The sequence below is a fragment of the Nostoc sp. JL31 genome, from assembly GCF_017114965.1.
Lineage (GTDB): Bacteria > Cyanobacteriota > Cyanobacteriia > Cyanobacteriales > Nostocaceae > Nostoc > Nostoc punctiforme_A.
On record NZ_JABXKO010000020.1, the window covers coordinates 1 to 19,869 of the forward strand.

Sequence of the window (19,869 nt, forward strand, 5' to 3'; positions counted from 1 at the left end):
GTGCCCCTTGTCGAAAATATTATCTTCTTTTTTAACACGCCCTGCGGAATGTGGGTTACATCAGAAACAATTTTAGTTCCATGTATTTATTTAGCACATCGCCGAACAGACACTTACCCAGAATCAGAACAGTTTCGTCCAGAAAGATTCCTCAACCAAAAATTTTCACCTTACGAATATTTACCCTTTGGTGGGGGTTATCGTGGTTGCATCGGTGCAGCATTTTCTATGTATGAAATAAAATTAGTAACAGCCATAATATTATCCCATTTTGAACTAAGCCTTACTGATAAACGTCCAGTGCATCCAGTCCGTCGTGGTATTACAATTGTCCCTAGCGGTGGTATAAAAATGGTTGTTACCAAAAAGGCAAAATTTAAAAGACAAACAATACTTTCTAGTTAATTACTCAATCCTCCGATTTGCATATACCGCAATGTAGATCCGCTCCTTAGTATCTAGCCTTTACAGTAACTAGTAAGAGGACATTTAGGAGCTTACTAATTCATGCCTGATGAGCATCGGTTAGAAGAACAATTTCTATCCCAAGAAGCTGAAAAACAAATATCCAATCAGCTAGATGAAGTAGAACAAATAGAAATAGATGTACAAACCGATTTGTTAAAAATACTTCAGGGACAGGCGGATGGAGTTACAGTTGCAGGACAAGGATTAGTCATTAAAGAAGACATTCGCATACAGGAAATAAAACTGCAAACAGATAGTATTGCCATCAATCCCTTTAGCGCTCTTTTTGGTCAAATAGAACTCAATGAGCCAATCAATACCATTGCTAGAGTTATACTCACAGAAGTAGATATTAACCGCGCCTTGACCTCAGAGTTTGTTCGTAGCCAGATGCAAAACTTTGAGTTGAATGTAGATGGCGAAATTGTCAGTTTTGAACCAGAAGAAATTCAGGTATTTTTACCTGGTGATGGCAAAATAGAATTTAGGGGAAAGGTGCAGTTAAAGGAAATGGGAAATACTCGCCCTTTAGCTTACACTGCGATCGCTCGCCCACGCACTCATTCACAACCTGCCATGTTGGAGGCTTTTAACTGCACTGAGGGAGAGGGGATTTCAATAGAATTAATTACAGCATTCATGCAGAAAGCTAAAGAACTGATGAACATACCATCTTTTAAATGGGAGGATATATCGTTTTCTATCAAAGATATAGAAGTACAAAAAGGTACTTTAATACTGATGTTAGAAGCTCAGGTAAAGCAAATACCTTCATCATCAAGTTTAATCTCTCCTTAGTAGGATTGACACTAGTTAAAGATAATTTTTGTTACTGAGGGATGATGTAAATGTAATAAAAATTTTCTAATATTTTGAAAGTTACTGATTATTTCTAAATTCCAAGTATGCAAGAGTATGATGTTGTCCTAATCGGTGCTGGACATAATGGGCTAGTTTGTGCAGCTTATTTGCTAAAAGCTGGTTATAGCGTTCTGTTACTAGAAAAGCGTTCTGTACCAGGTGGCGCAGCAACAACTGAAGAATGTTTACCACAAGAGGCTCCTGGATTTAAATTTAACTTGTGTGCTATTGACCATGAATTTATTCATTTGGGGCCAGTTGTTGAAGAATTAGAACTAGAAAAATATGGCTTGCATTATTTGGAGTGCGATCCAGTTGTTTTCTGTCCTCATCCTGATGGTAAGTATTTCTTAGGACATAAGTCGGTGGAAAAGACTTGTGCAGAAATCGCTCGTTACAGTGAACGTGATGCCAAAAAATACGCAGAGTTTGTAGACTATTGGCAGCGAGCGCTAGGTGCAATGATTCCCATGTTTAATGCACCGCCAAAGTCAATTATAGACATCCTTGGTAACTACGACATCACAAAACTCAAGGATTTATTTTCAGTTATTGGTTCACCTAACAAAACGCTGGACTTTATTCGCACGATGTTAACCAGCGCTGAAGATTTGCTTAACGAGTGGTTTGATGAGGAATTTCTGAAAGCGCCGCTAGCCAGACTAGCATCAGAACTGGGTGCGCCACCATCACAAAAAACCCTTGCCATTGGTGCAATTATGATGGCAATGCGTCACAATCCGGGGATGGCGAGACCTCGCGGCGGAACAGGCGCACTTGTGCAAGCTTTGGTGAATTTAGTCACAAGTAAAGGTGGCGTTATTCTCACAGATCAGCACGTTGAAAAAGTTTTAATTGATGATGGCAAAGCTGTAGGTGTGCGGGTTGCTGGTGGTAAAGAATATCGCGCTAAATACGGGGTTATTTCTAATATTGATGCCAAGCGGTTGTTCTTACAAATGACTGATAAAAGCGATGTTGATGGAGCCGACCCTGATTTATGGGAAAGATTAGAACGCCGCATCGTTAACAATAACGAAACCATCCTCAAGATAGATTTAGCTTTAGATGAACCACTGCACTTTCCCCACCACGCTCACAAAGATGAATATCTCGTCGGTTCTATCTTAATTGCAGATTCCGTGGCTCATGTCGAACAGGCTCATAGTAAATGTACTTTGGGAGAGATTCCTGATGCTGACCCATCAATGTATGTGGTGATGCCTAGTTATTTAGACCCCACATTAGCACCACCAGGCAAGCACACTGTATGGATTGAGTATTTTGCCCCTTATCAAATTGCTGGTGCAGAAGGCACTGGTTTAAAAGGTACTGGTTGGACGGATGAATTGAAAAACAAAGTTGCAGATAGGGTGATTGATAAGTTGGCAGACTATGCACCCAATGTCAAAGGTGCAACTATTGCCCGTCGGGTAGAAAGTCCAGCAGAACTAGGAGAAAGATTAGGTGCGTACAAAGGGAATTATTATCATGTTGACATGACCCTAGATCAGATGATATTTTTCCGTCCATTACCAGAAATAGCCAACTACAAAACGCCAATTGATAATCTATTTTTGACTGGTGCAGGGACTCATCCAGGTGGTTCAATTTCGGGAATGCCGGGACGCAATTGTGCGCGGGCATTTTTGCAGGCAAAACATCCCATTAGCCAAACTTTGAAGGATGCGCGGGATTCGATTAAGTCAACTGTCGAGTCAGTGTTTGGCATCAATTAAGCGTTGCACAGATAAAGTAGAGTTATACAGTTCAGATAAACCCAAAACCCTCATGTAGAGACGCGATTTATCGCGTCTTGATTTATCAGGTAATCACGAAAATATCTGTATTAGTCATGGCTAGACCTATTGCTAGTTGAGCAACTTGGATTTGACCAGATGAGCCTATACCATCAGCATCAAAGAATAAACCCCCTGTATTATTGTTGTAGATAAAGCGATCGCTGCTATTTTGTGCTACTGAACCAATAAAAAATTGCGTGGCTTGAAGTATACCCTCATTAAGTCCACCTCCAAACCCTATTTTAGAAACATAAATTGTGTCATCTAAGGGCGAAAAATCTGTAATGTTATCAATTCCTTCAGAAGGGGTATTAATAATAAAAACATCAGATCCAGTTCCTCCTGTTAAGGTATCATTACCTAAACCTCCAACGAAAGTATCGTTACTACTTCCCCCTATAAGGATGTCATTGCTATTTCCACCATTTAGCTGGTTATTACCAGTATTACCACTCTCATTAATATTGGCTGTACCTGTGGTGAGATTTTCTTCACGGGCTGTTAAAGGAGAGCTAATAGTTGATGAAATGGTAAGAGGTAATATCGCACTATTGGTAACAGAGAGTAAAGTTATAAATACCTTTTGGTTGCTGGTTAAACTTTCATCAAACTCTTGGATTGAATTAGTTGGATCTAGAAATGAAATAACGTAGTAATTTCCAATTGGGATATTGGGAAACGCACCATTCCATGCCGCTGTTCCCGAATTGAATGGGTTAATCGAAGAAATAGTTGTATTACCAATTAAGTAATGAGAGCCAATACTATTAGTGACATTGGTATCAGTAGAAGCGTAAAAAGAAACTGAGAAATTACCTGTCGGGGCTGTACCATTGTTGCGAGGATAGACTGTGATGCTGAAATTTTCGCCATTTTTAATAGTGTTATTACTAAAACTTCCAAGAGTTGTGTTAAACCACACATCAGAGTCTACTAAATCAGCTTTATCAGTGGGTTTACGTGTAGCTGTGTCTTCGTTGATCCAGTTTTGAATCTCGTTATATCGAGTGCTTGTAATTCGGGCGAACTCGTTGTAAAGCGGAGTTTGGTTGGAGGTTGTCTCATTTGAAGCTATTCCATAAATAGTCGGTTTATTTGTGTTGGAATTATTAAGCCATAGAGGGCCTCCACTATTTCCATTTAGAATATCTAGCTCATTACTACGGAAGATCGAGTCAGTTGTACTTGTGATTTTTCCACTCTGAGTCCACATATCATAGTTATCAAATTTCCCATCGCTATTGGAATCAAACTTATCAGAAGGGTATCCAGTGACATTCATTAAAGTTCCACTACTGAGATTATCGTCATATCCATAGTTAAACCAGCCAGTGAAGTTTCCAATATTGCGGTCAAGAGTAACCAATCCTATATCGTATTGAAAAGTTTCGCTTTTAGTCTGATCTCCTTGAGTCCATCCTTCAAAAGAACGTGTATAAACAGATTTGGCTTCACTATAGTATTCATAGTCAGCGCGGTTTGTACCAGCAATGATATTCCCTTTAGAGCCAAGCATCACCTCAATTTTATCTGCCCAACCCCCATATCTTGTGTCATACACACAGTGTCCTGCTGTTAAAAAGTGGTAGGAATCAATCATGGCACTAGAACCGTTGACGATAATATCATCAGCAGTATCAATAACCCCATCTGGGCCTTTCCAACGTATTCTCATCTTTCCTATAGCACTAAACGGAAAAGTTGTGGTGTTGCTAACTTTTGTCCGACCATCAGGGGAGAAAACAGACATAGTTTTAGATCCTTAATAGAAAATAATAAATACAAAATATACAAATTTAATACCAGAAATTATCTCCTAGCATTAATAATTCACTAGTAATTTCTATGAATAATGCTTCCTGCTACTCAGCTTTTAAGTAATATTAAACCTATAAATTGCCATAGTTTTAATATAAATTATGTCTACGATTTATCAATAATGTAGAGTTGATTTTCTGTTTTATTTTGAAGGCAAAATAAAACTAATTAATAGAAATAAAGGTTGGAAAAACTAGCTATTATGATATTATTTCTGTCCTCACCCCTGCGATCCTGGCTAATTTATACCGTCGGCATTGGCAAATTGAAGAAGGTTTTTATCAGGGTGAATTACTACACGAGTACGATGTTACGACGAGTCCCAGCTACGCAATATATATAGCAATACAAATATAATTGTTTTTTGAGTAAAGTAGTTCTAAGCGATTGCTTTATGTGTATTTATTATGATAATATTATACACCCTTGATTTTGATAAAGTTTTATGCATTGTCAACAAGGCTCTTTGGGAAAATAAATATAAGTAAATTAATGGGTAAAAAGTAGTGTATTTTGATAATACTCAAAAAACTAACAAATTTTAACATCATCTAATAATTTTTGTAGGTACAGCATGGTTTTTCGGAACTGCTTCGTTGCATCTGGCTTGATAGCTTTCTTGACATTTGGCTGTAGTGAGGGGGCAAACTCATCGGCAGAAAATACTACACAGGTTGTCCAAGAAAGCAATGTAACCCAACTTTTTATAGAAGCGAAGGCTACGCAAAAAGCAGAAGATTACTTTCATCAAGGTAATAATTTATTAGATAGACAAAATTATGAAGATGCCATAAAAGCTTATGATAAAGCGATCGTCATTAAAGTTGAGAGTCCTGAAGCTTGGATTAACCGTGGCATAGCATTAACATCGTTGCAACGCTACCAAGACGCTCTTGCATCTTACAATCGAGCGATCGCCATCAAACCCGACAAATATGAAGCTTGGTATAATCGTGGCATAGCTCTAACATCGTTGCAACGTTACCAAGATGCTTTTGCATCCTATAATAGAGCGATCGCCATCCAACCCGACAAATATGAAGCCTTAATTAACCGAGGCATTGCTCTGACAAAGCTGCACCGCTACAAGGATGCGATCGCATCTTATAATAGAGCGATCGCCATCAAGCAAGATTTGCACCAAGCATATTACAATAAAGCTTGCTCTTATGCTTTACAAAACAATCTAGAATTAGCAATTGAAAACCTAGACAAAGCAATCAAGCTTGTTCCTGATAAATACAAGAAATTAGCAAAAACTGACCCAGACTTTAGCAAAGTGCGTAGTGAAAAGCAGTTTCAGGAATTACTGCAATAGGATTTTATCACCACCTCTCGGTGTAGAATATACGCCTGCTGTAGAAAGGATTTTTTCTTGAGCGGTTTAAGGTTAGACATGAAAAAATTGTTAATCACCGGGGCAAGTGGTTTTTTAGGATGGCATCTTTGTCAGCTTGCCAAACAAGAATGGGATATTTATGGCACTTATTTATCCCATTCTTTAGAGATTCCTGGCATGAAAATTTTAAAAGCGAACTTAACAAATTTTCAGGAATTGAAGCGTATCTTTAATGATGTCCAACCAGAAGCAGTTATTCATACTGCTGCACATTCGCAACCAAATTTTTGTCAAACCAACCCCAAAGAATCCCACGCAATTAATGTTATCGCATCCTGTAATATTGCTGGACTTTGCGCGGATAACTCTATTCCTTGTGCTTTTACCTCAACCGACTTAGTTTTTGATGGCTTAAATGCTCCCTATCAAGAAACAGATGCCGTGTGTCCTGTCAATCTTTACGGTGAGCAAAAATCCATAGCTGAAGCAGATATGCTAGAAAGGTATCCGATGACCGCAGTGTGTCGGATGCCCTTGATGTTTGGTGCAGCAACACCCACAGCTAAAAGCTTTATTCAGCCATTTATTCAGACTTTACAAGCAGAAAAAGAACTAAGTTTATTTATAGATGAATTTCGCACACCAGTAAGTGGAACAACTGCCGCCAAAGGACTTTTATTAGCATTAGAAAAAGTTAACGGCATCATTCACTTAGGCGGCAAAGAGCGGATTTCGCGTTATGATTTTGGACAGATATTAGTAGAAGTATTCCAACTTCCCACCACTGGTCTGAAATCCTGCCGACAACAAGATGTGAAAATGGCAGCACCTAGACCAACAGATGTTTCTTTGGATAGTTCTAAAGCATTTGCATTGGGGTATCAGCCTTTATCTGTAAGGGAAGAATTAGAGGCAATACAATTCAGTTAAGACTAAGTTTTAAATTAAATTTTATCGAACAGAATTCAGGAGTCAGGAGTCAGAATTCAGTTGGGTATTCTGTACGACTGGCGGATAGCGCAGCGTAAAGCCTTCTCTTCGAGAGGCTTCGCCAACGGCATAGCTTCGCTTAGAGCGAGTCTGCGTTCGCTTTTAGCGTCTCGTAGAGAGCGTCTGAATAATCGGCGTTTTTGCACCCCCACTAAATTGAAAATTTAGTGGTAAGCTAATCGGCATTTAAGTCGCATAAAAACAGGGCTGAAGCCCTTACTACAAGCGAATCATTCTGAAAAAATGAATGACGATTAGCTTACAAAAATTCAGTCGCGGGTCTGAATCCCCGACTGATAGCGCAGCGTCTTGATTCTGACTCCTGAATTCTGACTTCTGAATTCTTCTTCAATTTTACCTTTAATTAAAGTTTGCTTAAACTCCTAATTTTAAAATGAGGTGTCTCAAAACAATTTGGGCAGTTGTTTGCTTCTTATTGAAAAAGAGAAAAATATTGATTTCATAACTGGATCTAACAGTTATGAATTTCAATTGGGAAAATAAGTAAGTTAGATAAAAGTTATTTTTGTAGCTTGTAATTGCATTGCTTACAGAAGTTGATGGTAAGGAAAATTGAGATGAAATTGGTTCCAAATTTATTGGTTGCTGCTACTATTGCTTTAGGTTTTGCTACCGTAGATGTAAAATCTGCATCTGCTGCAATTCTTAATTACGCTTTCACCGTTGATAGTCGAGCAACAAAGGGGAATGGCTTTTTTAGCTTTGATGACTCAACCTTCAGCAATGACTATAATCCCGAAGCTCCCATTAAGTCACTTTTTTTCAACTTTGATGGCGATACCATTTATACTGAACAAGATGATGCAAATTCCCCAGATTTTCCTCTTGTTTTTAAAACAACATCCTTAACAAGACAAACGTATTTTGGATTAGATTATCAGTTTAATGATAAAGCTAATCCTTCCAGTTCTATCAGTTATGAAATTATTGGTGACGATTTTACAATTTACTCTAAAACTTCTCCCAATACTGAACTGATATCAGGTACAGTTTCTTATAGACAAGTACCTGAACCTACACCTTTAATTGGTGTTCTTTTTGCTTGTAGCCTTGGCTCAATGATGAAGAGAAAGGTAGCATCCATGAAAAAGATTAAAATCTAACCTTGGTTAAGTTGATATTAACAATTTCTTTGCCAAGAATTAATCTCTTATTAGTAGGGTTTTATGTGGGAAACAACATCTGACACATTGATAGCAGAGGGGAAAATTGGAAATTAAAATCTGATTTTGACAATACCAATTCTCTATGAAGCTGCATATTATGACCCCTCCCAACCTCTCCTTAACAAGGGTGGTAGGGTTATTTCTATGGGTCTTAATAAAGAATTGCTATAAGGGAATAATTACAAAATTTTCCTACGATTACTCCGCCATCTTTGTGTTAGCTGTTGCTGTACTTTAACTTACCTGTTAGCCAGGAGTAGAGAATGGTAGATTACCGGAATTTTGAGCAGTTCCTGCACAGTCGAATTAAACGACGCAACTTAATTATTGGAGCAGGAGCATTATCTGGTTTAGCGATCGCTAACCAATTTTCTTCTCAAAGAGCGATGTCTGCCGACAAGCCGCTACGCGTCTACGCCACCAGCAGATTTTCCAATTATCCTTTCACTTTAGGTGTAGCGTCGGGCGATCCTTATCCTACTAGCGTAGTGATTTGGACTCGTCTCGCTCCTGAACCTTTAAATGGAGGTGGAATGCCACCTGTGAATGTGCCAATTCGCTGGGAAATAGCAACCGATCCCGACATGAGGCGTATTGTCTCCAGAGGTACGGTACTTGCAACTCCACAACTAGCTCATTCAGTTCGAGTTGTCGTAGAAGGCCTGCAATCTGATACTTGGTACTGGTATCGGTTTCTTGTCGGTCAAGACGCTAGCCCCATTGGTCGCACCCGTACAGCGCCTTTAGCAGGTGGCTACTTAAATAAATTAAACTTTGCCCTTGTTTCCTGTCAGCACTATGAGCAGGGATACTATACTGCTTACAAATATATTGCCCAGGATGACCTCAGCTTGGTAGTGCATGTTGGAGACTACATCTATGAAGGCGGAATCTCAAACAATCGTCCCAGAAAGCATAACAGTGCCGAAATTCTAACCTTAGAAGATTACCGTAACCGTCACGCCCTCTATAAAACTGATACCAATCTGCAAGCAGCTCATGCAGCCTTTCCCTGGATTGTCACCTGGGATGACCACGAGGTAGAAAACAATTACGCCAACGACATCTCGGAAGTCGATACTGAACCAGATCAAAATCGGGCAATTTTCCTGCAACGACGGGCTGCTGCCTATCAGGCTTACTACGAACACATGCCACTGCGCCCCTTCTCGCGTCCCGTTGGCCCCGATATGCAACTTTACCGTCGGCTTTCCTTTGGTAACTTAGCTACCTTCCATGTCCTAGATACCCGTCAGTATCGCACCGATCAGCCCTGTGGTGATGGTACTAAAGAACGTTGCCCAGAAAATTTAAATCCGAATGCAACGATTACCGGCAAGCGTCAGGAAGATTGGCTATACAATGGTTTAAATAACTCACAGGCTAAGTGGAACGTTTTAGCCCAGCAAGTTATAGTTGCTCAGATAGACACAAAACCAGGGGAAGGCGGAACCTACAGCATGGATAAGTGGGATGGTTATGTGGCTTCCCGCGATCGCCTTATGCGTTTCTTAGAACAGCGCAAACCATCTAATCCAGTAGTCTTATCAGGCGATATCCATTCCAACTGGGCAATAAATTTAAAGGCTGACTTTAATAACCCAAAATCTGCTACGGTTGGGAGTGAATTCGTCTGTACCTCAATAACCTCCGGTGGAGATGGGGCAGATACCAGCCCAAATGTTGAAGCTTACTTACCCGATAACCCACACATTAAGTTCTTCAACGGTCAACGGGGATATGTTCGCTGTGCGCTGACTCCCACAACCTACAAGACAGACTATCTAGTTTTATCAAACGTCACAACCCCGAATGGCACGCTTAGTAAGCGGGCTTCATTTGTAGTTGAAGATGGTCGTCCAGAAATACAACAAGCCTAATCGTTTAATTCCCAGGTATCACAACTAGATAATCACAGATAGAAATAGGTAAATCATCAGTTTTTATCGAAGGCAGGAGTTAGGAGTTTTAATTCCTAACTCCTAACTCTTCACTTCAGTTTAATAAGCATCCATTGGCAGACAAGAACAAACAAAATTCCGATCGCCAAAAGCCGCATCAATGCGACCGACAGCCGGCCAGAACTTATATTCACGAGTCCAAGGCGCGGGATAAGCAGCTTGTTCACGAGAATAAGGATGATTCCATTCTCCAGTAATCAGACTTTCGGCAGTGTGGGGTGCGTTCTTCAAAACATTATCTTGGACATCCACCTTGCCAACTTCTATTTCGGCAATTTCTTGGCGAATAGAAATCAACGCATCACAGAAACGATCCAACTCTTGTTTAGATTCACTTTCTGTAGGTTCCACCATGATTGTACCCCCTACAGGCCAGGAGACAGTCGGCGCATGGAAACCATAATCTATCAGACGCTTGGCAACATCATCGATTTCGATTGCAGCTGATTTTTTGAGCGATCGCAAGTCTAAAATACATTCATGGGCAACTAGACCATTTTTCCCCTGATACAAAACCGGATAGTATGATTCCAGTTTCTTGGCAATGTAGTTAGCGTTGAGAATCGCTACCTTAGTAGCTTGGGTTAAACCATCTGCACCCATCATGGCGATGTACATCCAAGAAATCACCAAGATACTAGCACTACCCCAAGGCGCAGCCGCCACAGCACCAATATGTGAGTGCTGAGTTGAGTCGTTGATAGTAACAACAGGATGTCCGGGGAGAAAAGGCACAAGATGAGATGCAACGCCAATGGGCCCCATACCAGGACCACCGCCACCATGAGGAATACAAAAAGTTTTGTGCAGATTCAAGTGACAGACATCCGCGCCAATATCCCCAGGACGGCAAATTCCCACTTGGGCGTTCATATTTGCCCCATCCATGTAAACTTGTCCACCGTGACTATGCACAACAGCGCAGATTTCCTGAATTGGCTCCTCAAATACACCATGAGTTGAGGGATATGTCACCATTAAAGCAGCTAATTCATTGCTGTGTTTTTCTGCCTTACTCTTCAGGTCAGCAACATCAATATTACCTTGTGAGTCACAGGCAACAGCCACCACCTTCATCCCACACATCACTGCACTGGCTGGGTTTGTCCCGTGTGCAGAAGTGGGAATCAAACAAACATTGCGGTGTGCTTCACCCCGATTTTCGTGATATTGACGAATTACTAAAAGTCCGGCGTATTCGCCCTGAGAACCAGCATTTGGTTGCAGAGAAATTCCCGCAAACCCGGTAATTTCAGCTAACCATGCCTCAAGTTGCTGGAATAGGATTTGATAACCTTGCGTTTGCGACGCTGGGGTAAATGGATGAATCTTGCCAAATTCCTCCCAACTTACCGGAATCATTTCAGCAGTCGCATTCAACTTCATTGTGCAAGAACCCAAGGGAATCATCGACGTAGTTAACGACAAGTCCTTGCTTTCCAGTTTGTGCAGATAGCGCAATAACTCCGTTTCTGAGTGATAGCGGTTAAAAACTGGGTGGGTGAGATATGTACTTGTACGGGCAAGGGTTGAGTTTTCTAGAGGTAATTTGCGCCGTGCTGCAATTAAGTCTCCAATTTCTGTAAAGCTGAAAAATGGACTATCAGACGCTGCAAAAATCTCCCAAAGCTTTATCAAATCATCTACTGTAGTTGTTTCATCTACAGAGATACCAACGGCAGTGTCATCAAAAATCCGCAGGTTAATATTCCGTGCTTGACAAGCTTCAAGAATTACTTCCAGGCTGCGTGTTCCCAATTCCACCCGCAGTGTATCAAAGAAATTTTCAGAACTAATTTTGTAACCTAGATGCTTTAGTCCTGCTGCCAACATTAAAGTTAGCTGATGGATATTCTCAGCAATTTGCTTCAGTCCAGCAGGACCGTGATAGACGGCATACATACTCGCCATCACCGCCAGTAGCACCTGTGCAGTACAAATATTACTAGTGGCTTTTTCGCGGCGGATATGCTGTTCGCGGGTTTGCAAGGCGAGACGTAATGCAGGCTTACCTTGGGCATCTTTTGATACACCCACAATTCGCCCTGGAACCAGCCGCTTATACTCTTCCTTCGTAGCAAAGTATGCCGCATGAGGCCCCCCAAACCCCAACGGAATACCAAACCGTTGAGTGCTACCGACAGCAATATCAGCGCCAAATTCCCCTGGAGGGGTCAGCAAAGTTAAACTTAGAGGGTCTGCTGCTACCGTCACCAATGCACCCTTAGCATGGGCTTTTTCGATAAAAGCGCGGTAGTCGTAAATAGTGCCATCACTTGCAGGGTATTGCAGAACAGCCCCAAAAATTGGTCGATCAAAATCAAATGTTTGATGATCGCCAACAATAATCTTAATCCCCAATGGTTTAGCGCGTGTTTGCAACACATCAATGGTTTGGGGATGGCAGTCACGAGAGACAAAATAGGCATCTGCCTGATTTTTGGAGACACCGTAGCTTAGGCTCATCGCTTCCGCTGCGGCTGTGGCTTCATCAAGTAACGAAGCATTGGCGATTTCCAAACCTGTGAGGTCGATAATCAAGGTTTGAAAATTCAGCAGCGCTTCTAGTCGCCCTTGGGCAATTTCTGGCTGATAAGGAGTGTAGGCAGTATACCAACCAGGGTTTTCTAAGATATTACGCCCAATCACAGGTGGGGTAATACTGTCGTAATAGCCCATACCAATGTATGAACGGAAAACCTGATTTTTCGCAGCAACTTTTTTTAATGATGCCAGTGCTGCATACTCACTTTCTGCTGCTGGTAACTTTAGCGGTTGCTTCAGCCGAATTGCCTGTGGAACTGTTTGGTCGATTAGAGCATCCAGGCTGGGAAATCCCAAAACCTTAAGCATAAGCTGGATGTCATCAGAGTTAGGGCCAATGTGTCTTGGCACAAAACTACTTAACTTTTGACTTTTGTCGTCCAGCACTTGCTGCTCATTAGACTTGAGAATAGGGGCGTTCAATACCACAAATTACTCTCCAGATGGTACTATTATCATATTTTGCAATAAATACTTTTAAACTGGGGGCTGGGGACTGGGGATTCGGAAGATATTGGATAGGTGAATAAGAGTAATTGTTAATTACCTCCTCCACTCACCTACTCCTTTACTCTTCCATTCAGCACTGGCTCAACGCCCCGCTAACAGCACTAAGCACTCCTACTCCCCTTCTACTTGGGCGCGATACTCATCAGCTGTCAAGGCATCTTCAACTTCGCCAGGGTCATTGACGCGCACTTTCAAAAACCACCCTTCCCCATAGGGGTCTTCTGACACTTCTTCGGGAGAATTAATTAAGGCTTCATTCCGTTCTATAACGGTGCCTGTCACTGGTGAATTCAGTTCCTCAACGGCTTTCACTGATTCGATTGTGCCAAAGTTTTCTCCCCTGGTAAGAGCATCGCCAATTTCTGGCAGTTCCAAAAAGACGATATCACCCAATTCCTGTACGGCAAACTCAGTAATGCCAATTGTGGCAATTTCACCATCTATTCGCACGTATTCATGAGAATCCAGATATCTGAAATCTTGAGGATATTCAAAAGACATATCACTTCCTCTCCCTTATTAAAAAAATTATTGCCCCAATACTCATCCAAGCCATATTTGGTAATGAACCTGACTGTAGATTGAATAACTCACAACACATTATTCCTCAAAAACCTCAGCGCTTATCAGTTGGCAACACGATTTTTTGACCGATAAAAGGGACGTTTAACTACAACTGCTGGATAAGCTTTGCCGCGAATTTCGACTTCTAGCTGCTGACCAACAGTTGCTAGCTGGGTGGGAACGTAGCCTAATGCAACAGGATAACCAAGTGTAGGTGACAGGGTGCCACTAGTAACTTCTCCCACAACTTTACCTTCGGATAACACTTGATAGCCATGACGGGCAATGTTGCGTCCTTGGGTTTGCAAACCTACCAATCGACGATGTACTCCCTTGGATTTTTGCTCTGTTAAAACTTCCCGACCAATAAAATCGCCTTTGGTATCTAAGTGAACTAGCCACCCTAAACCTGCTTCTAAAGGTGTGGTAGTGTCATCGATATCTTGTCCGTAAAGTGCCATCGCTGCTTCTAGGCGCAGAGTGTCTCTCGCACCGAGTCCACAGGGGATAACACCACTTTTATGGAGACTTCGCCACAATTCTACTCCCACATCTGGGTCTACCATCACCTCAAAGCCATCTTCTCCGGTGTAACCTGTGCGGGCTAGGAAGGCAGGTTTATCTAGTAGAGTTGCTGCTAAATGTCCAAAGGCTTTGATTGGTTGCAAGTCTTCTTGCACTAATGGCTGGAGATATTTAATCGCTTTTGGCCCTTGCACGGCAATTAAGACTTTATCTGGTGAAAGGTCTTGGAATTGCAACTTATTTAGGTCAAGGTGTTGCAAGAGCCATGCTTTATCTTTACCAGAGGTTGCCGCATTGACTATGATGAATGCCTTTTGTGTACCACTGGTGTCTTCACCTTGATAATAAACAATGATGTCGTCAATAATTCCCGCTTGAGGATTTAACAATACGGTGTATTGCGCTTGACCAACTTGCAAACGACTCAAGTCGGAAGGTACTAGTGGCTGGAGTTGGGAAATCAGGTTTTTACCTTGGAGGGTAAATTTGCCCATGTGGGAAATATCGAACATTCCGGCTGTATTTCTTACAGCCTCGTGTTCGCGGCTAATTCCACTAAATTGCACAGGCATTTCCCAGCCGCCAAAGCTGGTAAGGCGTGCTTTGAGTTCTACACCCAGTTGATATAAAGGGGTTCGCGCCAGAGATTGGGCGTTGTCTTCTTGATTAGCCACAGGTAATTATTGCGATCGCACCTCAACATCTATCATCCTACGAGATGCTTTCTGGTTTTACAGTTTTGTATATCGAAATTGGGTATGGAGGGTATGGGGCATTGGGCACACAAGGCAGAGGGGCAAAGGAAAAAGACTTACTACTACTAATTCTCCCCTGCTCTCCACTCCCCCATCCCCTTTGTCCCCTTCTGTAAGGTTTAATAGTTAATAGTAGAAGTGTTGAGATTTATTAAGAAGAGATTATGAAATATTGGCAACTGTTAGCTAGCTTTGTCTTAGCTATGGTTCTTTTTTTGTTTCCCCTATCGGCGCAAGCTGCAAGTTCTTCTAGTATTACCCGTTCTGTGGGTAATGATGAACTCAAGGGCAAGGATTACTCTGGTCAAAGTTTAATTGCTACTGAGTTTACCAATCTCAAATTAGAGAATGCTAATTTTAGCAATGCTGACTTACGTGGTGGTGTATTTAACGGTAGCGTATTGGAGGGAGTAAATCTGCATGGTGCCGATTTTAGTGAAGGCATAGCCTATCTAACAAGGTTTAAGGATGCTGATTTAAGTGATGCTGTGTTGACTGATGCGATGATGCTGCGTTCTACTTTTGATGGCGTGGATGTCACCGGTACTGATTTTACGAATGCAATTTTAGATGGCATACAAGTGAAAAAGCTTTGTGTTAAGGCAAGTGGTGTGAATTCTAAAACTGGTGTGGATACTCGCAAATCTTTAGGATGTAAGTAAAATCTCATCCCTCTTCTTCGCTGAAGAAGAGGAGGATATTATTTTAAACCGTTCGAGGACACAAAGAGCGATCGCTAGTAGAACACGGCGGAAATAAACCAATCATTCCAAATCAACGAAATCCTTATGCTGTATTCATTTTTAATTTTTAATTCCGCCTTGCAGTACTAGGGATATGCTTCTCTTAAAAAGCTGGCATAATTTGCCCGAACCGTCATAGTTGTCGGATGACTTATACCTAAAGTCCGTTCACAAATTTTTAAAGCTTTCTCAAATAAGGGTTTGGCTTTCCTGTAGCGTCTTGTATAACGGTAGAGTGCTGCTAGATTGTTTAGGCTAATGGCAACATCGGGATGGTTATTTCCCAGCAGGCGTTTACTCAGTTCTAAAGCTTGCTCATACAAAGGTTCGGCTTGCTTGTAACTTCCTGTAGATTCATAAAGTTGTGCTAAATTGTTCAGGCTGGTGGCAACATCGGGATGGTTATCTCCTAGCAGGCGTTTTCTCAGTTTTAATGCTTGCTTGAGCAAGGGTTCAGCTTCCCTGTAGCGTTTTGTATAACAATACAATGCTCCTAAATTGTTCAGACTCGTGGCAACATGGGGATGTTCTCCTCCCACTAGGCGTTTCCACAGTTCTAAAGCTTGCTGATACAAAGGTTCGGCTTCGCTATAGCGTCCTGTATATTCGTAGATTAATCCTAAATAGCTCAGGCTAGTGGCGACATCGGTATGTTCTTCTCCTAGCACGCGTTTTCTCAGTGCTAAAGCTTGCTCAAGCAAGGGTTCGGCTTCCCTGTAGCGTCCTGTAGTTTCATAGAGTACTGCTAAATTGTTCAGACTAGTGGCGACATCGCTATGTTCTAAACCAAGACGATTTTGAGTCAGTTCTACACACCGTTGCAACCAAGGCTCTGCTTGCTGATAAAGTCCTTGACCTTGATAAAACCAGGCTAATTTGGTAAACAGAGTGATTAGATTTTCATCGCCCAGATATTCCGATAGGTGAGTTGCAACTTCTGTAATATGCGGGATATGTGGAGCGAGGTTGAGAATATCTTCAGGCTTAAGCTGTTGCGGAATTAGCTTTGCTACCTCTAACATCATGGCTGCAAATTTAGTCTTTGCTTCATCCGCCTCACTTGACTTATCCAACTTCGCTTGGAAAAGTTGTCGAATCTGTGGATTTAGACGATAAATTCCTTTACTTTTCTGTTGTAGCAAATGCAATTCCAGTAAATCGGCTATGGCTTTCTTATTGAGTTGTTGTTTTTTGTCATCTTCTATTGTCTCAACAGATAGGGGAATGTCAGCTAAAGCACACAAACTTAGCAAACAGCCAAAGCTTTGGGCATTTTCATCCAACTGTTCCCAACTCAATTCAAAAGCTTCAAATATACCGTATTCATCAGGCATCAATGAGTTAGCATTGACTACTGGTTCATGTTCCACTCGTTTCTTCTCTAGCCGCTTCAGCAGTGTTTCCAGAGACAAATCTGGCATTTTATCCAAATATCGTCCCACTAACTCTAACGCTAAAGGCAAATATCCCAAAAATTTACAAATTCTTCTGGCAATCCAAGCTTCTTGTTGCAGTCTTTCCCGAACCACTAGCGATTTTAATAGTTTCATCGCCGCCAATGGTTTGAGGGCATCTAATTCACTATTATATTTTACGCTCAGATAAGCTTGTAACTTTTCTAGTTTGTCTCGATTGTTGAAAGTCGCTAACTCAGGAGAATTCTGGGCAAACTTGTCATATACCTCACCCACCCACTTTGTGAAAGCAGCAATATCAACATTTAATTCGCTGGCAAGTTTAGCTTTACTTTTACCTAAGTTTTCTGTCTGAAAATACTTTGCAAAAGCTGCCCTTTGCTCTAGAGATAAGCGATTTGTAGCAGCTTCTTCGGCTAGGAAATTAGCCCATTGCATAAACAGCTTGTGAAGTTTATTTTTATTCTAGCTTTGTCTCCATTGGGAAATCTCCTCTCTTTGCGGTAAAAATACATTTGTATAAAAATATTTAAAAGCAGTGGCTTGCCATTGGGCATAGCCACTTGAGCTTCTGAAGGTGAAAGTTGAGCCTTTGAACCTCAAGTTTCGAGTTTGCAACTCAAAACGGGTGGGCGATATCTACGACGGGCTACGCCTAAGCACTTTGTTTTTCTCTCTAAATATTTTGAGAATAAAGGACTGGGAAAAGAGATTTTCATCACATTGTTGTGTGATGTCTAGCTGACAGACGCGGTGGTGGTTTGGAAAAAGCGGTTGGCGGGGCGTGTCAGTCCCAGATTTTCGCGCAGTGTCTTGCCCTCATAATCGTGGCGGAAAATCCCCCGTCGTTGGAGTTCTGGCACAACCTTGTCTACAAAGTCATTCAACCCTTCAGGAAGAAAAGGGAACATGATGTTGAAGCCGTCAGACCCTTCCTCTGTCAGCCATTGCTCCATATCATCAGCGATCGTTTGGGGTGTGCCGACGAAGGCCAGCCCGCCGTAACTGCCGACGCGTTGAGCTAGCTGTCGAATGGTCAGGTTCTCGCGTTGTGCCAGTGCTATCACTCGTTCGCGTGAGGACTGTCCGGCGTTAGTCTGCGGGATTTCCGGTAAGGGGCCGTCTGGATCAAAGCGCGAAACATCGTAGCCAAGTGCGCTATTCAGGCTGGCTATCCCACTGTCATAATGTACTAGGCTGTCCAAATGAAGACGCTTGGCACGCGCCTCTGCGACGGTTTCACCCACAACTACCAAGACACCTGGAAGAATTTTGATGCTATCTGGATCGCGTCCGATCGCCTGCACGCGACCCTTAATGTCGGCAAAGAATGCCTTACCTGCCTCTAAGCTACCAGCTGATGCAAACACGACCTCGGCGGTTTCGGCGGCCAGTTGACGACCAGCTTCGGAGGCTCCAGCCTGGACGATCACAGGCCACCCCTGGACAGGTCTGGCGATGTTCAATGGTCCCCGCACGGAGAGATATTTTCCTTTATGATCCAGAACGTGAATTTTTGCGGGATCGAAATAAATCCCTGATTCTACGTCTCGAATGAACGCATCGTCAGCGAAAGAATCCCAAAGACCCGTGACGACATCATAAAATTCCCTAGCCCGCACATAGCGTTCGTCATGTTCTACCTCTTCTTCTAATCCAAAGTTGAGCGCTGCATCTGGATTTGATGTGGTGACGATGTTCCAGCCAGCGCGACCGCCACTGATATGATCGAGAGACGCAAAGCGGCGAGCGATGTGGTAAGGCTGGTCATAAGTAGTGGAAGCGGTGGCTACCAGCCCAATGTGTTCGGTGACGCTGGCAAGGGCAGAAAGTAAGGTGAAAGGCTCGAAAGAGGTGACAGTATGGCTGCGCTTGAGCGCGTTGATTGGCATATTTAGCACCGCTAAGTGGTCAGCCATGAAGAATGCGTCAAACTTGCCCTGCTCTAGTTTTTGGATGAATCGTTTCAGCGCTGGGAAGTTGAAATTAGCGTCAGGCAAAGCCCCAGGATAGCGCCAAGCGCCTGTATGTATGCTTACCGGGCGCATGAAAGCACCCAGTTTTAATTGCTTCGATCTGCTCATTAGCCCTCCGTATCATGTTTAGAATGCAGGGGCGATCGTCCCCTTGAGGTAGTTGTTGATTCTTAAAAATTTTTCGTCAAACTTTAACATCGAAAATTATATCTAAAACAAACAAAAATAATTTATTTTCATAATCTTACTTTGATAGATAAAAATGATAGGACTTAAACCTTGTGTTTGTAGTGTTATTCGCGACTACATTTGAAAAGATACCTCATAAAAAAATAATTACTAATAGCTAACAAGCCTATAGCGTTTACCAGTCTAATAAAGTACACTAATTAAGATAAATTCAGTGCATCT

14 protein-coding genes are annotated in these 19,869 nt (G+C 42.0%); 8 read left to right on the forward strand and 6 right to left on the reverse strand.

Going from position 1 to position 19,869, the window contains the following annotated elements; all coding sequences use genetic code 11:
* The 3 genes from HWQ43_RS03310 to crtO form a co-directional block, all read left to right on the forward strand.
* A partial coding sequence (locus HWQ43_RS03310) for a cytochrome P450 (RefSeq protein ID WP_292730199.1) occupies positions 1-405 on the forward strand: 405 nt, incomplete at its 5' end.
* A gap of 102 nt (positions 406-507) precedes the next feature.
* Complete coding sequence (locus HWQ43_RS03315) at positions 508-1,266, forward strand: DUF2993 domain-containing protein (protein WP_292730202.1); 759 nt, start codon at positions 508-510, stop codon at positions 1,264-1,266.
* Between the two features lie 107 nt (positions 1,267-1,373).
* A complete protein-coding gene (crtO, locus tag HWQ43_RS03320; protein ID WP_292730205.1) occupies positions 1,374-3,068 on the forward strand; it encodes a beta-carotene ketolase CrtO in 1,695 nt (564 codons plus the stop codon).
* A gap of 85 nt (positions 3,069-3,153) precedes the next feature.
* On the opposite strand, the gene HWQ43_RS03325 is transcribed toward crtO, so the two are convergent.
* Complete coding sequence (locus tag HWQ43_RS03325; protein WP_292730208.1) at positions 3,154-4,881, reverse strand: trypsin-like serine protease; 1,728 nt, start codon at positions 4,879-4,881, stop codon at positions 3,154-3,156.
* 642 nt (positions 4,882-5,523) lie between these two features.
* On the opposite strand from HWQ43_RS03325, the gene HWQ43_RS03330 reads away from it, so the two are divergent.
* From HWQ43_RS03330 to HWQ43_RS03345, 4 genes are all read left to right on the forward strand, one after another.
* A complete protein-coding gene (locus HWQ43_RS03330; RefSeq protein ID WP_292730211.1) occupies positions 5,524-6,267 on the forward strand; it encodes a tetratricopeptide repeat protein in 744 nt (247 codons plus the stop codon).
* A 78-nt stretch (positions 6,268-6,345) separates the two neighbouring features.
* The gene (locus HWQ43_RS03335) at positions 6,346-7,218 is read left to right on the forward strand and encodes an NAD(P)-dependent oxidoreductase (RefSeq protein WP_292730213.1); all 873 of its coding nucleotides are present in this window, start codon (positions 6,346-6,348) and stop codon (positions 7,216-7,218) included.
* 638 nt (positions 7,219-7,856) lie between these two features.
* The gene (locus HWQ43_RS03340; RefSeq protein WP_292730215.1) at positions 7,857-8,402 is read left to right on the forward strand and encodes a PEP-CTERM sorting domain-containing protein; all 546 of its coding nucleotides are present in this window, start codon (positions 7,857-7,859) and stop codon (positions 8,400-8,402) included.
* A gap of 326 nt (positions 8,403-8,728) precedes the next feature.
* Positions 8,729-10,345 (forward strand): alkaline phosphatase, encoded by a 1,617-nt coding sequence (locus tag HWQ43_RS03345; RefSeq protein ID WP_292730216.1) that lies wholly within the window; start codon positions 8,729-8,731, stop codon positions 10,343-10,345.
* Positions 10,346-10,465: 120 nt separating this feature from the next.
* Here the strand turns inward: HWQ43_RS03345 and gcvP are convergent, their stop codons facing one another.
* The 3 genes from gcvP to gcvT form a co-directional block, all read right to left on the reverse strand.
* Positions 10,466-13,399, reverse strand: coding sequence for an aminomethyl-transferring glycine dehydrogenase (gene gcvP, locus HWQ43_RS03350; protein WP_292730218.1), 2,934 nt, complete (start codon positions 13,397-13,399; stop codon positions 10,466-10,468).
* Positions 13,400-13,591: 192 nt separating this feature from the next.
* A complete protein-coding gene (gcvH, locus tag HWQ43_RS03355) occupies positions 13,592-13,981 on the reverse strand; it encodes a glycine cleavage system protein GcvH (protein WP_094350648.1) in 390 nt (129 codons plus the stop codon).
* A gap of 125 nt (positions 13,982-14,106) precedes the next feature.
* A complete protein-coding gene (gene gcvT, locus HWQ43_RS03360; RefSeq protein WP_292730221.1) occupies positions 14,107-15,243 on the reverse strand; it encodes a glycine cleavage system aminomethyltransferase GcvT in 1,137 nt (378 codons plus the stop codon).
* Between the two features lie 245 nt (positions 15,244-15,488).
* Here gcvT and HWQ43_RS03365 point away from each other — a divergent pair, with 245 nt between their 5' ends.
* Entirely contained in the window at positions 15,489-15,986 is a 498-nt protein-coding gene (locus tag HWQ43_RS03365) for a pentapeptide repeat-containing protein (protein ID WP_292730224.1), read from the forward strand.
* Between the two features lie 167 nt (positions 15,987-16,153).
* Here the strand turns inward: HWQ43_RS03365 and HWQ43_RS03370 are convergent, their stop codons facing one another.
* Positions 16,154-17,920: a tetratricopeptide repeat protein gene (locus tag HWQ43_RS03370; RefSeq protein WP_292730227.1), complete on the reverse strand. Its 1,767-nt coding sequence runs from the start codon at positions 17,918-17,920 to the stop codon at positions 16,154-16,156.
* A 299-nt stretch (positions 17,921-18,219) separates the two neighbouring features.
* Positions 18,220-19,566 carry an LLM class flavin-dependent oxidoreductase gene (locus tag HWQ43_RS03375; RefSeq protein ID WP_292730230.1) on the reverse strand — a complete coding sequence of 449 codons (1,347 nt, stop codon included), beginning with the start codon at positions 19,564-19,566 and terminating at the stop codon, positions 18,220-18,222.
* Positions 19,567-19,869: the final 303 nt, after the last annotated feature.

Bases quoted from the DNA above. Each gene is read 5' to 3' on its own strand.
- gcvH (WP_094350648.1), bottom strand. From the start codon at position 13,981: ATGTCTTTTGAATATCCTCAAGATTTCAGATATCTGGATTCTCATGAA.
- HWQ43_RS03325 (WP_292730208.1), bottom strand. From the start codon at position 4,881: ATGTCTGTTTTCTCCCCTGATGGTCGGACAAAAGTTAGCAACACCACA.
- HWQ43_RS03370 (WP_292730227.1), bottom strand. From the start codon at position 17,920: ATGCAATGGGCTAATTTCCTAGCCGAAGAAGCTGCTACAAATCGCTTA.
- HWQ43_RS03340 (WP_292730215.1), top strand. From the start codon at position 7,857: ATGAAATTGGTTCCAAATTTATTGGTTGCTGCTACTATTGCTTTAGGT.
- HWQ43_RS03345 (WP_292730216.1), top strand. From the start codon at position 8,729: ATGGTAGATTACCGGAATTTTGAGCAGTTCCTGCACAGTCGAATTAAA.
- HWQ43_RS03315 (WP_292730202.1), top strand. From the start codon at position 508: ATGCCTGATGAGCATCGGTTAGAAGAACAATTTCTATCCCAAGAAGCT.
- HWQ43_RS03330 (WP_292730211.1), top strand. From the start codon at position 5,524: ATGGTTTTTCGGAACTGCTTCGTTGCATCTGGCTTGATAGCTTTCTTG.
- HWQ43_RS03365 (WP_292730224.1), top strand. From the start codon at position 15,489: ATGAAATATTGGCAACTGTTAGCTAGCTTTGTCTTAGCTATGGTTCTT.
- HWQ43_RS03335 (WP_292730213.1), top strand. From the start codon at position 6,346: ATGAAAAAATTGTTAATCACCGGGGCAAGTGGTTTTTTAGGATGGCAT.
- HWQ43_RS03375 (WP_292730230.1), bottom strand. From the start codon at position 19,566: ATGAGCAGATCGAAGCAATTAAAACTGGGTGCTTTCATGCGCCCGGTA.
- crtO (WP_292730205.1), top strand. From the start codon at position 1,374: ATGCAAGAGTATGATGTTGTCCTAATCGGTGCTGGACATAATGGGCTA.